Annotated in this window: 10 protein-coding genes; 1 reads left to right on the top strand and 9 read right to left on the bottom strand. The window is 42.8% G+C overall.

The features are described from left to right. From ACMXYV_RS02445 to ACMXYV_RS02415, 7 genes are all read right to left on the bottom strand, one after another. Positions 1–2,031 (bottom strand): aminotransferase class III-fold pyridoxal phosphate-dependent enzyme, encoded by a 2,031-nt coding sequence (locus ACMXYV_RS02445; protein ID WP_415890199.1) that lies wholly within the window; start codon positions 2,029–2,031, stop codon positions 1–3. Continuing rightward, positions 2,028–2,909 (bottom strand): aldo/keto reductase, encoded by an 882-nt coding sequence (locus ACMXYV_RS02440; protein ID WP_415890198.1) that lies wholly within the window; start codon positions 2,907–2,909, stop codon positions 2,028–2,030. The genes ACMXYV_RS02445 and ACMXYV_RS02440 overlap by 4 nt, the downstream gene beginning before the upstream one ends. Positions 2,910–2,929: 20 nt before the next feature. Beyond that, positions 2,930–3,913, bottom strand: coding sequence for a UDP-N-acetylglucosamine 4,6-dehydratase (inverting) (gene pseB, locus ACMXYV_RS02435; protein ID WP_415890197.1), 984 nt, complete (start codon positions 3,911–3,913; stop codon positions 2,930–2,932). A gap of 136 nt (positions 3,914–4,049) precedes the next feature. Next, on the bottom strand, positions 4,050–6,053 hold the full coding sequence (locus tag ACMXYV_RS02430) for a 6-hydroxymethylpterin diphosphokinase MptE-like protein (protein WP_415890196.1): 2,004 nt from the start codon (positions 6,051–6,053) through the stop codon (positions 4,050–4,052). Positions 6,054–6,062: 9 nt separating this feature from the next. Next, positions 6,063–8,150 carry a flagellar filament capping protein FliD gene (fliD, locus tag ACMXYV_RS02425; RefSeq protein WP_415890195.1) on the bottom strand — a complete coding sequence of 696 codons (2,088 nt, stop codon included), beginning with the start codon at positions 8,148–8,150 and terminating at the stop codon, positions 6,063–6,065. A 49-nt stretch (positions 8,151–8,199) separates the two neighbouring features. After that, entirely contained in the window at positions 8,200–8,574 is a 375-nt protein-coding gene (locus tag ACMXYV_RS02420; protein WP_415890194.1) for a flagellar protein FlaG, read from the bottom strand. Positions 8,575–8,662: 88 nt separating this feature from the next. Next, a complete protein-coding gene (locus tag ACMXYV_RS02415; protein WP_415890193.1) occupies positions 8,663–10,468 on the bottom strand; it encodes a flagellin in 1,806 nt (601 codons plus the stop codon). Between ACMXYV_RS02415 and ACMXYV_RS02410 the strand changes: the two genes are divergently transcribed. Beyond that, positions 10,443–11,021, top strand: a complete 579-nt coding sequence (locus ACMXYV_RS02410) for a hypothetical protein (protein WP_415890192.1) — start codon at positions 10,443–10,445, stop codon at positions 11,019–11,021. The two genes, ACMXYV_RS02415 and ACMXYV_RS02410, sit on opposite strands and share 26 nt — an antisense overlap. A gap of 20 nt (positions 11,022–11,041) precedes the next feature. Here ACMXYV_RS02410 and ACMXYV_RS02405 read toward each other — a convergent pair whose 3' ends face one another. Together ACMXYV_RS02405 and ACMXYV_RS02400 are read right to left on the bottom strand one after the other, a co-directional pair. Continuing rightward, on the bottom strand, positions 11,042–13,414 hold the full coding sequence (locus ACMXYV_RS02405; RefSeq protein WP_415890191.1) for an efflux RND transporter permease subunit: 2,373 nt from the start codon (positions 13,412–13,414) through the stop codon (positions 11,042–11,044). Then, positions 13,407–14,489 (bottom strand): WD40/YVTN/BNR-like repeat-containing protein, encoded by a 1,083-nt coding sequence (locus tag ACMXYV_RS02400; RefSeq protein ID WP_415890190.1) that lies wholly within the window; start codon positions 14,487–14,489, stop codon positions 13,407–13,409. Before ACMXYV_RS02400 ends, ACMXYV_RS02405 begins: the two co-directional genes overlap by 8 nt. Between the last annotated feature and the right edge of the window lie 181 nt (positions 14,490–14,670).

The raw sequence follows: 14,670 nt of genomic DNA, 5'->3' as shown, positions 1-14,670 counted from the left end.
TTAATTAAGACGCTTGAAAGTACTATGACATAAAGCCCCATCCAGAAGACCCATAGGATCATCCCCTTGCTTGATACATGATGAGAATGTCGAAAAAACAGCTTCCAGATGTTTTAAGTAGCTGAGAAGATGATCCTCAGTGTGCGCTATCGAGGGATAAAGTGCATTTGATGCCAGAATGCCCTGCTTTAATAACTCTTGGGATATCAGGGTTTTTAATACGACTGCCTGCTCACCTTTCAATGAAAAGCCGCCTAATGCCGGTAGACCGAAGCACTCTATGTCCAGTTTATAACGCTCAGCCAAATGCTTCCAAGCATCACGAACCTTACAACCATAATCGGTGATCTGAAGCCAAGATTGCTCCTGCTCCATCACCTCCAAGGTTGCTAAAGCAGCACTAGGGCCAATTCGCTCAGTCCAAAAGGTACTACTGATAAAGGTACTTTGAGCAGCATCCATAACATCACGGGTACCAATCACTGCGGTAATTGGATATCCATTGCCCAGCGCTTTACCAAACACAGCCATATCCGGGTTGACCCCATACTTCAAATGCAAACCACCAAAGGTTTCTCTGAAGCCCGATGTGCACTCATCAAAAATAAGCACGACCCCATGCTTATCGCACAATTCCCTAACAGCCTGAAGGTAACCATCCTCAGGCTCAATATTTCTTTTGACTTCCATTTTGACGGCTGCGATTTCATTACCTTCGATAATGTCCCGTAAACGTTCAATATCATTGGTCATAAAGGTAATAACGGAGCCCTCCAGATCTTTAGGAACCCCTTTCGGGTCCAATCCAGGGAGTAGATGCTGATCCAGGGAATCATCGGAGCTTAAGTTAACTGACAGGTACCAGTCATGCCAGCCATGATAACCACAAACAGCGATCTTATCCCGGCCTGTAGCAGCCCGCGCAATGCGAATCGCAATCGAGTTAGCTTCTCCACCAGCTCTGGAGAATCGCACCATATCAGCCCAAGGATGTAGAGCAACCATCCTTTCCGCCAGCATAACCTCTTCTGGACAATTCAAGCTGGACATATTTCCTTGTCTTACGGCTCTCTGCACAGCCTCATCCACTTTTGGATGACCGTAACCAAGCGTATTGGTTCCAACCCCCATAAGCGCCATGTCTGTAAAACTATTCCCATCCAGATCTTTAACAACGACACCCGAGGCTTCTGAAAAATAAGTTGGCCAGCCATCAGGCAGAAACATCTCGGGGCGCTTTGAAAGCAACATGTTGCCACCTGGAATAAGCTGCTTAGCTCTGCGCCATAATTTTGTACCAGAACTCATTGTAGACCCTTCATTTCTCTGAATTTCACAATTAGCTTCAAATTTAACTGGCTGTTCGCACTGTAATTCAAGCACCTCTTTCCAACCAAAATGCACGTCAGGTGCCAAAGCCTCAAAAACAAACTTTATCACCTCTAGGTCTTCTATTTGGTCAAGAGTCCAACGTTTATCTGAGTGATTTTTATCTGCACTTAAAGTATGAGTTTTAAAAAAGCCAGGTTTACGCAGGTAAGGTGTCACATGCTCGCGATCATAGGAATCAACCGCATTGAGATAGGCATTTTTCAGCGCGTCAAAAGTAAAAACCTCTGCGTCAAGACCATCCGGATATGTGGCGGGATAGTTGTTACAAACATATTCAAAATCACTGTTCAGAATAGACTCAATGACCTCATCCACCAAGGTGACATCAATCAGAGGGCAATCACCCGTTAAGCGCACAACATAATCAGGATTATATTGCTCGGCGCAATCATAAAAGCGCTTTAGCACATCATGTTGGCTACCCGCGTAAATTGAGTACCCCCAACTTTTAACGGCCTCAATAAGGGAGGCATTTTCATGCTCTACCCCTGTAGCCACTACAATCTGATCCGCACATTTACTCTTGCTCAAGCGCGATAGCATAATTTTAAGTAAAGGCTGGCCAACGACCTCTTTAAGGACCTTTCCAGGTAATCGCGATGATCCAAGACGGGCCTGTACAATCATCAGCACTTTCATATTTTTGTCCATGTTCGAGGGTCGAATAAGTTTCTGGGGGCGTTAAAATCTGGAACATCTAGCTCTATAGATGAGGCCGTTTCAATAGCACCCGCTATTTGCTGCAAATGATGTAATGAATGCACACCTATTATTACTTTAGAGAGATAGGGGCATGAAAAAAAATAGCCTAAAGCAATCTGTAACTTTGACAGATCCAGCTCAGCACACCAGTCATGATATAACTTCAGATAGGGTTGCCAGGATGGGGCATAGCGATGATACTGCTCTTCATTGTCTAGCAAAACGCCTTGTAAGAAAGCGGACCGAGCATTAATGTCGATCCCTAAAACACTCAACTGCTTTGCCCATCCGCTGCTGACTATCCTGTTGTCGAAAAGATTATAAGGAACTTGAATAACATCGGGTTTAATGACATCCAGAATGGGGCCAAGCTCCTCGGGGTCATAAATTGAAACCCCTAACCTACGAATAATACCCTCAGACTTAAGCCCTTCCAGGTCATCTTCAAGGACGGATACATCACTCGCTAAGAGGTCAGATGAAGCATGGAAATAAAGCGTATTTAACGAGCAGAGGTTAAGCCTTTCCAAGGAAGCATTTACAGTATCCCGAAGAGAGCAGCAGCGAGTAAATTGATTGTTAGGGGGTAGTTTGGTATCAACCAGCATATCACTCAACTGGAGTTTACCTAGAACCGTTTCACTGTCTCCATAGACAGCTGCTGTATCCAGTTGGACAATATCATTCGCTTTGCAAAAGCGGATGATATTTTCAGTTTCTTCGAAAGTAACCTGATCAGAACTTGGGTTGGTAATACCGTAACTGAGTCCAAACTGAGCTGTCCCCAATATTAGTCGGTCAACAGCGTTACCCATCTTATAGCAATAGCTCAAGTTCAATAGCCATTCTCTGACAGCCATTTTTTCAATTGATCTTGACTCATCCAAACATCATTATTGTCAGACGAGTATGTGAAATTTTCTGCAACTTTCACTCCGTCTTTAATTCGCTTAGGATCATCACACCAACCATAAATAGCTGGCAGTATTTTGAAATAATCCTGATACTCGAAAGTATGCAAAGCGTCTTCAGAGCCTATCATCTGCTCATGCAATTTTTCCCCGGGGCGTATGCCTATCGTATAATGCTCAGCATCAGGGCAAACTGCCTGAGCAATATCCGTGATTGTCATTGAGGGGCACTTTCGAACGTATATTTCACCACCGACCATATCGTCAAAAGCTTGCCATACGAGCTCTACCCCCTGCTCAAGAGAGATCATAAAACGAGTCATACGGTCATCAGTAATTGGCAATCGCCCTTCAGCTTTCAAGCTATGAAAAAAAGGGATGACCGAACCACGAGAACACATGACATTGCCATAACGAACAACGGAAAATTTAGTTTCGCTTTTACCCGCATATGAATTGCCAGCAATAAAAAGCTTGTCAGAAGTAAGCTTGGTTGCACCGTAGAGGTTAGCCGGACTGCTGGCCTTATCGGTCGATAACGCGACAACAGATTTAATCCCCTTGTCCAAACAAGCATCAATGACGTTCATGGCGCCGTTGATATTTGTTTTGACACATTCAAAGGGGTTGTACTCAGCCGTCGGAACAATCTTAGTCGCTGCTGCATGAACAACATAATCTATTCCAGAAAGCGCCCTGACCAAACGGGATTTATCTCGAACATCACCAATGAAAAAGCGAACTCTTTCATCGCCCTCATAAAGCTTTGCCATCTCCCATTGCTTCATTTCATCTCGGGAATAGATAACTAGCCTTTCGGGATCGTATTTTTCAAGCGTCATTTGTACAAATTTATGTCCAAACGAACCTGTTCCACCGGTTATCAATATACTTGAATTTTTTAGCATAGTGGATTTCACCCGATTCTTTCCAGCCGTTAACATAGCGCAATAGTACGTCTACCAAGACAATTATAACAGCTAGAAATAGTTTTTATTTTCAGCGAGTTATATAACTATTTAACGTGTAACAATTCGGAAAATTCTACAAATTGCAATATGTATCAAGGTTGTAGAGGTTGTGCTTCATATCTTCCTCTACCTGATCAAGGAAACGGTTTACAATTTGACAACTCTTTGCAAAATTATCCTGATAATTTTCGACCCCACTATAAAGCACAACCGAGTAAACAGCTGACAACATAGTTTCTATAGAGCCTTTGAACAGCATTGCTGTGTAGCCATCAAGCTTTGCTTGCCAGAATGAATTTCTTATCTCGGATAACCGATTAACCAGCTGCTCTTCATTTTCCACAGTCAGTTTCAGTATTTCCCTCAACTGAGAAAATAGCCCCTCAGCTTCTATAATGACCTTGTTTTTAACCTTGCCCTTACTTTCAGGCAGTACTCCCTCTGAACTAAACACCATTTCATGCAGAGCCTGTAGGGTTTTAATCTTGTCCTTTCCAACAACTGCCTTAACTAGATAGTCATTATCTTGAAAGGCTGCTCCACGAATTTCAGCACCATCACTAATATTTTTTACATTAAGACCATATTTATCGATAAGCCTTTCAATATTTAGTTTAGAACTGTTAAAGGCAGCATTTGTATACAGTTCTTTACCATCTCGACCTTTAATCTTAAACTTATCGTCGGTCGCCTCAATGAATTTAAAGATGTTTGGTGACTCATCTTTCGCTTTAGCATAGTAACTTTTCTTAGAGTGGTGCTTATCGATCTCTTTCATACCAAGATCAACACCAGCAAGAAAAACATTCCTTATCCCCAAAAGCACACAGAGGGAAAGGCCAAAATTAGTTACGGTAGGGTTAGATCCATCAGCGAAAGATAGTGTGTGCCCCTTCTTAATTGACCTTGAAAGATAGATAGCACCTAAATCATTTGGTTTGAGGCACTGACCGGTTTTATCCGCATCAAACAAGCTAAAACAATCCGGATGCACTGTATTTAAACCGTAGAAATAGATACCTTTACGGAAGCTTTCTGTGGTCGATTTAATCAACCAGCGGTAAGTATCATATGGACGTTCCTGCTCAACATGAATGTCAGGCTTAATTCCCATTCCCTCGAGAGCACTTAAGCTTGAACCGCACGAAATAAGAATCATTTTATCTTTGTTAGCCCGTAAAAACTTCTCACTCCCGTCCAAAGAAGGACCATTACCAATTACGACGGCAGGTAACTGACAATGGATTTTACGTTGTAACAATCCAACAGTTGATGGCGGGATATTCCTCTGACAGTTTTCTACTGTATGTGCCAAGCCCACTTTTTCATCATCATAAAACCCCGCTGCGGCACTTGGGGCCAGTAGTTTTTTGAAAAAGTTTTCGAGAAGTGTATCTAGTGTGCTGTTTACGTAATGTCGGTAAACAAACATTTTAGTAAATACATAGTTACCTACCTCGTAGGTATACTGATGAAGGTTATCAAGTATCTCTTTCTCTGTATCACCAATAATGATCTTTAACTGTCCCTTTACCGCTCTAAAGATACTTTCCCAGTCGACAAAATACATAGAGAGATAGAAAGAATCCTTATTGTTTTCAATGATAACAACATTATTAAGGTCTTTCTGTTCAAGCAATGTTTTTATATGAAGCCCTGAACCAATTCCCACAATAAAAAGCTGCTGGATTAGCTGTTCATCTTGTGCCATAAATTCAGGCATTGGAGCATCACCACGGAGTTCAACCAAGCTATCCATCATTTCATGATGAAGATAGTGGGTATCAACCACATGCGGGTTATAAAACCGGATCACACTGGCTTTAGTATCACGTAGAAACTTATCTACTTGCTTTTCCGCATATTGTTCAGGAAGCTCAGGATAAACAAACCGGCCAGTTTTTCGATTGATGATGTTTATATGCTCACTTTCATCAAACGCCAGGGTCAAATTCTGAGGTTCATAATTTATGAACTCATCATAGACATCTGGAGCCAAGTGCTGGAAGAACTGCATATTTTTAGTAAAGGAGGCATCAACCGCTTTATTCTTTTCAAACTTTTCCTGAAAACCCATTTATAACCTTTAACTAGACTGCGCAGTGAATGGTAGACGATCGAGAATACCATCAAGTTGATTGCCAGTACTCTGAAAACTATTGATAATTCTTTCCATAGCTAGGAATTGAGAATATAACCTTGCTTCAACCCTCTCCATCCTTCTATCTAGATCCACACGATCTTCCGTAACACCTTCTAATGCTGCAGTGATATTTTCTTCACGATTCTCTATTGTACCACTGCTAGATAAGAGACTATCAATCAGAACAGTCAACTCACCCGCAACCCCTCGTGTAAAAGTTGTTGTCACAGTGCCAGCGGCAACAGCGTTCTCTCCAACTGTGAAATTTAATCCGTAGGCGTCTGAGCCTATAGGGGGTAACAAAACATTGCCGGAACCAAACGCGGCTTTGCCTGCAACAGTACCTTCTGCATTGACCCCTTGATCGGATAAATCAACTAAACCTAGTTCTGCAGCTTTTACTGGGTTAGCAAAGTCCGATGATTCAAATTTCACTTCCGAAGACGCACCATAACTACGCGAGGTGAAAACAAACTGACCACTTGTATAGGCGACATCTACAGTTACATTTGCAGCTTTCAAGTTAGTATCACCATTAATCATAGCCTGCAAATCAGCACGAACTTCTTCTTCTGAAGAATAGCTACCATTAAGAACAATATCTTCAGACTTTGTACCATCCACTGTAACTTTAAAGGCATAATCAGCCCCCAAAGAGATCGGAGGAGAACTAAAATCTAACGTTTCAGCATTTGTACTAACCGTTGCTTTTTCGGGATTAGTAGTTACGATGACATCATAACTTCCTGGCGCTGTTTCATTAGCATAACTACCGATACCTACGGAAACTTGATTACTACTAGATTCAGTATTTGTAGCAAACAGCTTTTCTATCAACTCATAGTTATCATCAAATGCAGTTGAAAAATCATCTTCATCGATTGCTAGGGTCCCATCCAGCTCCGTTCTAATGCCAATGTTTGTTAGTGCAGTAAAACCACCACTTAAACCTGTGACCTCAGCAGTCACAGCTGAACGTATACGATTGATGAGAGTTTTAGCTGTACCGTCAGTTGAAAGATCACCTTTTACGGTTTGGTTATTTTCATCAGTACTGGTTCCAACCAAGTTCTGCGAAGTTTGGTAAAAAAGGTTATATGCTTCAACAAGATCACGAGCGGCCTGCTGAGCACCACTTTTATCAGCACCTACTGTAAAAGTAAGACTATTCCCTGGATCAGCTTTATTCAGCGAAAAATTAAATCCTTGAATAACATCAGTAATTTCATTTGTTTCGCGCAGAACAGTTAAACCATTTACCTTCAGTTCAGCATCTTTGCCCTGTTGGGTTTCAGATACCTGAGAGTGTTCATTCTCATTAAACTCAAAAACACTTAAACCCGAAGTATCGCCTTTGGTTGCATCATCACTAGAAATTCGTAAGGCATTGTTTTTTCCAGACGGAGCAGTTAAGAGCAACTGGTACTGCCCATCAACCAAAAGCACAGACGCCTGAGCATCAGCATCAGCTGCATTAATTTTATCTGCAATATCCTCTAAAGAGTCACTCGCTTCAACACTAATATTTAGTGCAGCGCGATCATCGTTAGCAACAAACGAATATGGTTCATTAATAGCATCTGCATCAGCGCCAGGAGCAGCGTCTTCATCATAAGTCCAAGTCCCAAAACTTATCGTCAAAGTACCACTTTCACCCAAAGAGGCATCTTTGTCTGCGAAAGCACCGGTAGCTAGCGATTGAGCCTGAGCCACATCGACAACTTCTATTTGATAAGTACCCGTTTGAGCCCCTGGGTCAACCGAATTAGGAGTAATAACTTCAGAATCAGGAAATGCTACTGAGCGCGCATTGAAAGTATCATTGCTGGCCAAAGCAGCCATAGCATTTTGAAATTCGGACAAACTGCTTTTGAGTGTGCCATATGCAGAGATCTGTGCTTCAAGAGTCTCTTGACGGGTATTAAGGCGCTGTTCTTTAGGCGCTTTTTCAATTTCAACTAACTGGGAAACTAGACTGGAGGTATCGATACCAGAACCGGCCCCCAGTGATCTAATGATACTATCACTCATAGCCAACGCCTCTGGTTTTAAATTAGGGAAATTAACAAGCCTGCGTTAATCAGGCCTGTTTATCAAACAAGAATCCTATCATTCTGTCTAATGATTCAGCAAACTCTAACGCCTCCTCATTTGGAATCTGACGGATCACTTCATCCGTAGTCAAATCACGTACTTGAACTACAACTTTATCTGATGTTTTATCAACAGAAAAATTTAAAGAACGCTGACTGCTTTCCATCATCTCGTTGAGACGATTAATCGCAGCTTCCAGCTTTTCTGCAGAAACCTGCTGTGTTTGTTTAGCCTGCTCCTGAAAACGCTCACTCTTTTGAGGAGGCTCAATAGGCTCACGCTTAACCTGTTCTGCTTGCTGAGGCTGCTGTGACGGCTGAACAATATTAGCAGTAGATGCCCCAATTGATTCGATAGCCATAACGTAACCCTCTTATTTAAGTCTTTGAGAAACTCCCCCACCGCGAAACGATGGGGGATATATACTCTTATACAGTATAGCTACTATCTTACTGAAGTAGTGATAGTACTTGCTGCGGTGCTGCATTAGCCTGAGCCAACATCGCAGTACCAGCTTGCTGTAGTACCTGAGCACGAGATAGAGCTGCAGATTCGGCAGCAAAGTCAGCATCTTCAATTCGTGAGCGGGCAGCCGCTACGTTTTCAGATACGTTAGCCAAGTTGTTCACTGTGAAATCTAGACGGTTATTAACCGCACCTAGATCACCTCGTGTTGAGTTAATTTCTTCCAATGCAGAGTCAATTACGCCAATCGCTTTCTGAGCACCCGCAGCAGTCGAAATATCGATAGAGGCTACACTACCAGCACCTTCCGAAGCATTTCGTTCCTGAAGACCCGTCAAGTTAAGAATTGCAGTTTCCTGAGTTGAGTTCAGGTCGCTAGCATATTCGATGGCAATCTCGTCACCGCTTGCAGAACGAAGGCCAATACCACTTATACCACCCGCACCAGATGTGTCACTTTCGAATGCAACTACACCTGTTTGTTCAGATAGTTTATTGATCGCTTCAACAGCTGCGTCCACTGTCAACGCTTCAGTTGTACCACCTGTAATTTCCCCGATTTCAACACCGTTGATAATCAAGTCACCCGCTTGAACAGTTGTACCACTTAGGTCAGCTGTACCAGATAATGACTGAGAAAGTAGGTTGCCATTATCATCGCTCAAATCGATACCGATATTGTCGGCAATATCGTAAGCAGCAGAAGCACCTGTACCTGCCTGCTCAATTTTAACACCTGACTGGTCAGCACTTGTATCATTAACTACAAGAGAGAAGAACTGAGTATCTGTAGTAGTACCCGCAGATAGACCAAATGCTTCATCTACACGACCAGCAGTATCAGCCACCGCAATCGAGCCAGCATTCTCAGCGCGAAGAATTAACTTACCTTCTTGGTTAACCGATGCTTGCAGACTACCACCAGCAACATCATTGATCTTGTTTACTAGATCATCCATGTTTTGTGTATCGGTAATAACAAAAGAAGTAGCATCTTCAAAGTTATTTGTAACAGTGATTGTTACTTCGTCAGTACCCGCAACAAGTACACCATCACCAACGCCTGCGGACTCCCACTCGACCAATGTAGAAACTTCAGCGCCGTAGTCATTAACGTCTGCATTAATACTGTCTAACTGATCTTGTAGAATAGCTTCACCTGTTAGTGAACTAATCGCCTGATCATTAATGGTTAGCGCACCTGTACCAGTCGCACCAGTGATTGTTTCCAGAACACCAATACCAGTTACAGCTTCACCAATTATAGTTCCTCCAGAACCACCGATTGAGCGCGAATCCAGAGCCCCAATCTCAAGCGCAATAGTTTCATTCGCATCAGCACCAGCCTGAAGATCAACGTTACCCAAAGTACCGTCAAGAATATTCAAACCGTTAAATTTAGTAGTTTCAGAAATACGGTCAATCTCAGAAATAAGCTGCTGAACTTCGGCATTCAATGTGCCGCGGTTACCCTCATCGTAAGTACCGTTGGCAGACTGAATGGACAGCTCACGCATACGCTGCAGGATGTTTGTTGTTTCATCCAACGCACCTTCTGCAGTCTGAATTAGAGAGATACCGTCGTTTGCGTTACGAATCGCCTGGTCAAGACCACGAACCTGAGAAGTCATACGGTTTGCGATAGACAGGCCAGCAGCGTCGTCTGCTGCAGAGTTAATACGCTTACCGCTTGTCAAACGCTCCATCGCCTGGTTTTGGTCACCCTGTGACATTGTCAGGTTACGCTGAGCATTCAGCGACATAATGTTTGAGTTAATTACCATTGCCATGAGATTTTCTCCTCACATTCAGCCGAGTCTGACCGGCCGGAATAAAATAGTTTGCTGTTCGAATTCCCTGATTAAAAAGGGGTTAGGAAATCCAAGCTTGAGAGTGTTATCGACCGCAAACAAAAACGCTTTAGAAAAAATTTATATTTTTTCCGAAGCTTTCTTATTTGCTCGCAACGCCTCGTTGATTTTTGTTATCGGCAAGCACACACTAGACATTAGAAATTATTTTGAGGTGTTTATGAAAAGTATCTTGCAGCAAGCTGAACAGCTGGCCCAATTATCGGATCAGTTACTTGAAATGGCGCAGAACGGTGCATGGCAAGAACTAGAAGAGCAACAGAAAAAATATGTTCATCTAGTAGAACAATTTTCGAAAGCGGATCTTGAGTCAGTTACAGATAAAAAAGTTCTAGAATTGCTGCTTCTTACTAAAGCAACTGAACAGAAAGCGACTGAGTTGGCTGCAGAGAACAAAGACAACATCGTCAAAGCTAACCGCACTAGAGAAAAAGCATCTAAGATGCAAAAGACCTTAGATGCTTTTAAGTAATAAATTAAGACAGCAAATAGCTAAAGCACCTTAACCTTCCCCTTAGAACGATCTTTGCTTGGAAACAATAAACAAGCGATTGCTGGCAAAAGAATCAACGCGCCTAGCATGTTCCAGATAAACATAAAGGTCAGAAGAATCCCCATATCTGCTTGAAACTTTATTGGCGACAACGTCCACAGCACTACACCAATCGCCAAGGTCAATCCCGTGAAGGCAACTGACTTACCTGTACTTTGCAAAGTTTCTAAATAAGCCTTGGACAATGAGTGACCTTGTTTAAGGAAAGTCTGCATTTTGGAATAGATATAGATACCATAATCCACACCTATGCCCACACCTAAGGCAATCACAGGTAAAGTTGCCACCTTAACTCCAATACCTAACTGAGCCATCAGCGCCTGGCAAAGCACTGATGTTAAAGCTAAAGGAGCGATAATACAGATTACCGTTCGTATAGACCTAAACGTCAGTAAGCAGAGTAAACTCACAACAGAATACACCCAAATCAGCATTTCATACTGAGCCGTCTCGATGACCTCATTGGTTGCCGCTTCAAAACCTGCCTTACCAGCAGCCATTTTGAATTGGATATGCTCAGTACCGTATTCAGCAGCAAAGCTGTCGACTGCTGCCGTTACATCCTTAAGCGTTTGGGCCTTATGATCATCCAAGAACACGATCACTGGCAGCAAAGAACAGTTAGAGTTCATCAAACCTGCTGGCACATGAGAAAGCGAGGCATTGATCACATATTGGTTACGTAGCACTGTTCGCCATTTTAAACTGCCCTCATTAAGGCCCGCTGTAACTCGTTCGGATACATCAACTAAGGATATGCTGGACTGAACGCCTTTAATGGAGCGCAGATAGAATTGAAATCTATCCACAACTTCTAAGGTTTTATAATGACTGCACTGCTCTTCTTGTGTAGTGACCATCACCACAAACACATCACTGGATGTCGAGTAATTAGATGTAACAAACTGGTTATCTAAGTTGTAACGAGAGTCAGCTCGAAGCTCTGGCGCCCCTGCATCAAGATCCCCTATCTGCAGATCTTTACTACCATACAGGCCAAGCACCAACATAATACAGGCAGTAGTTACCGCGATCGTTGCACCTATAGGGCGCGAGAAGAAGCTCAGGTAATGCCAATAAGAACTTTCCGATTCAATACTACGCTTAGCTTTAGCTATCGCTCGTTTACCCACTCCAACGTAACTCATGAGTAATGGCAAGAGCATCAGGTTAGTCAGCACAATCACCGCAACACCCAGCGAAGCAGCAACCGCCAGATCTTGAATCACTTCAATCTCTATCACCATTAAAGTGATAAACCCAATACCATCAGAAATTAGTGCCGTGATGCCTGGAATATAGATCGCTTTAAAGGCATGTCGTGCCGCAACCAACTTACTTGAGCCTTTGGTGGCCGATTCTAAAGTGATTGTATTTACAATCTGAACACCATGACTGACCGCTATAGCAAACACCAAAAATGGCACCAGCATCGAATAAGGGTCGATACCATATCCCAGCAGATTCAACAGACCTAACTGCCAGATAACCGCAGCGAGTGAGCAAACCAACGGAACGATGGTCCCCATCACACTGCCAGAATAGAGATAAAGCAGTAGTAACGTTACAACTATTGCTACAGCAAAGAACAGCGCAACTTCAGTAGCCCCATCAATAAGGTCACCAACAATTTTGGCAAACCCTGTCATATGAATATCAATTAGATCGGAGCTGTATTTATCTCGCACTAATGTCTCTAGCTGCTCAGAGAAAGCTTGATAATCTAGCTTTTCACCGGTTTCAGGATGTAAATCAAATAGGGGCACTTGCACCATGGCCGATTTAAAATCGTTACCTACCAGAATGCCAACTTGGCCAGAACGTAAAATATTCGTTCTTATCTGCTCCAAACTTTCACTAGAGCCGTCGTACTTGGCTGGGATAACAGGTCCACCTACAAATCCATCCTCGGTTACCTCTGTCCAACGCACATTTGGCGTCCAAATAGACTTCAGTGCAGATCGATCCACGCCAGGAATAAAAAACAGTTCATCCGTCACTTGTTTTAAAGTCGCCTGAAATTCAGAAGTAAAAATATCACCCTTTTTGGCAGCCACAACTACACGGATACTATTTCCAAGGCCCGCTAGATCGTCACGATACTCAATATAGTTTTCAACATAAGGGTGTGAAGCAGGGATCATTTTCACAAAGCTAGCATCAGGGCGAACTTGAGATGCCTGCCAAGCCAACAATGCGGTTATCAATATAAAAATCAGCAACAATACTTTGCGATAGCGAAACAGAAGCGTTTCAGCTAATTGTTCGCTGGTATTGATCGGCCATAACAGAAGAGCAGATAACTTATTCATTCCCTGTATTCTCCTCTACAGCAATTTTTGTGACACCCGCCTCACCTACCGCTATAAGCTGATCACCGACATAGGTAACGGCGGAATAACTTAGCAAGCCTCGCTTAGAGAAAGCCGCAAAGCCGCTCACGGTCTTTTGTAAAAGCACCCCGCCTTGTCCTACCAGATATACGTCTCCATCAACTTCCACTGCGTCATTAATAGTCGACTTAATTGGCAGTTTTATTTTTTCCCATGCATCTACATTAGTTCTTTTCAGAGCATTACCCCTTAGCCCCATAAGGTACAAATTCTCGCTTTCCAACATGGAAAAGAATGAGCCTCCGTAAGGTAACGAAAGGCTTTTCCAACTTAAGCCTTGGTCATTGCTTTTGAGTAACAAACCTGCCTCACCTAGCACAAACAGTTCACCCTGCTTTGTGAAGAACAGACGATTCAAATGAAGACCTTCAGGGTTAGGTAATTTATGGCCGGTATACTGCCAATTAACACCAGCATCTTCTGTTTCAATTAAAAGACCATAAGCACCAACAGCAAAACCTTTCTTGGAATCAAGAAATAAGACATCCAATAAAGGAGAACTAGCCCCCTCTTCTACTGCGAACTGAGCATCTTCCAATTGGTATTCAAGGGTTTCGATATCTAGCGGATCACCGTCAACTTTCGTTGATAGTTCAGCTAGTGATTCCTCAATCGCTTTTACTCTCATTGTATTGAGCTGGTTGCCATCCAAGACTAACTGCCAAGTAGAACCAGTATCCCCACTCGAGAGCATGATGCCATCATGTCCGACTGCCCAACCACGTGTCGGACTTAAGAAGTTAACCCCTGTCAGCATTGCACTCACAGGCACCTTCGCTTGTTGCCAGTTATTACCTTCATCATCTGAGAAGATAATGACACCCTGCTCACCTACAGCAACCAATCGTTGACCAGCAATGCCAATATCAAGCAATAGACTACTTTCCAAGCCATCTTGCTCTAAAGCAGGGAGTATTAATCTATCTGCTTTTACCAAACCTACATTTAACAAGAGCGCTATACTAAGTAGCGCTGTTGGCAATCGTTTAAGCATGTAAAACCCAATTATTATTTTTGTCGGGAGGATGTTGGCAGATTGCTACAAAGCTAGCTTTTGCTCAATAACATCCATCCGCATAATTACTAACAATAATAGTCAGCAATTTCATAATGTCTGACTATCGGTGCGAGATTGGTTCATCTACCTACTACAATCCCAAATACTTAAAACTGAT

The sequence above is a fragment of the Neptuniibacter sp. SY11_33 genome (genome assembly GCF_047778025.1).
In the GTDB taxonomy this organism is placed as follows: Bacteria; Pseudomonadota; Gammaproteobacteria; order Pseudomonadales; family Balneatricaceae; genus Neptuniibacter.
This window is presented reverse-complemented; position numbering and strand designations above follow the sequence as displayed.

Excerpts from the sequence above, each read along its gene's own strand:
- ACMXYV_RS02410 (WP_415890192.1), top strand. The coding sequence starts at position 10,443 with ATGTTTGAGTTAATTACCATTGCCATGAGATTTTCTCCTCACATTCAG.
- ACMXYV_RS02440 (WP_415890198.1), bottom strand. The coding sequence starts at position 2,909 with ATGGGTAACGCTGTTGACCGACTAATATTGGGGACAGCTCAGTTTGGA.
- ACMXYV_RS02415 (WP_415890193.1), bottom strand. The coding sequence starts at position 10,468 with ATGGCAATGGTAATTAACTCAAACATTATGTCGCTGAATGCTCAGCGT.
- ACMXYV_RS02430 (WP_415890196.1), bottom strand. The coding sequence starts at position 6,053 with ATGGGTTTTCAGGAAAAGTTTGAAAAGAATAAAGCGGTTGATGCCTCC.
- pseB (WP_415890197.1), bottom strand. The coding sequence starts at position 3,913 with ATGCTAAAAAATTCAAGTATATTGATAACCGGTGGAACAGGTTCGTTT.
- ACMXYV_RS02405 (WP_415890191.1), bottom strand. The coding sequence starts at position 13,414 with ATGAATAAGTTATCTGCTCTTCTGTTATGGCCGATCAATACCAGCGAA.
- ACMXYV_RS02420 (WP_415890194.1), bottom strand. The coding sequence starts at position 8,574 with ATGGCTATCGAATCAATTGGGGCATCTACTGCTAATATTGTTCAGCCG.
- ACMXYV_RS02445 (WP_415890199.1), bottom strand. The coding sequence starts at position 2,031 with ATGAAAGTGCTGATGATTGTACAGGCCCGTCTTGGATCATCGCGATTA.
- fliD (WP_415890195.1), bottom strand. The coding sequence starts at position 8,150 with ATGAGTGATAGTATCATTAGATCACTGGGGGCCGGTTCTGGTATCGAT.
- ACMXYV_RS02400 (WP_415890190.1), bottom strand. The coding sequence starts at position 14,489 with ATGCTTAAACGATTGCCAACAGCGCTACTTAGTATAGCGCTCTTGTTA.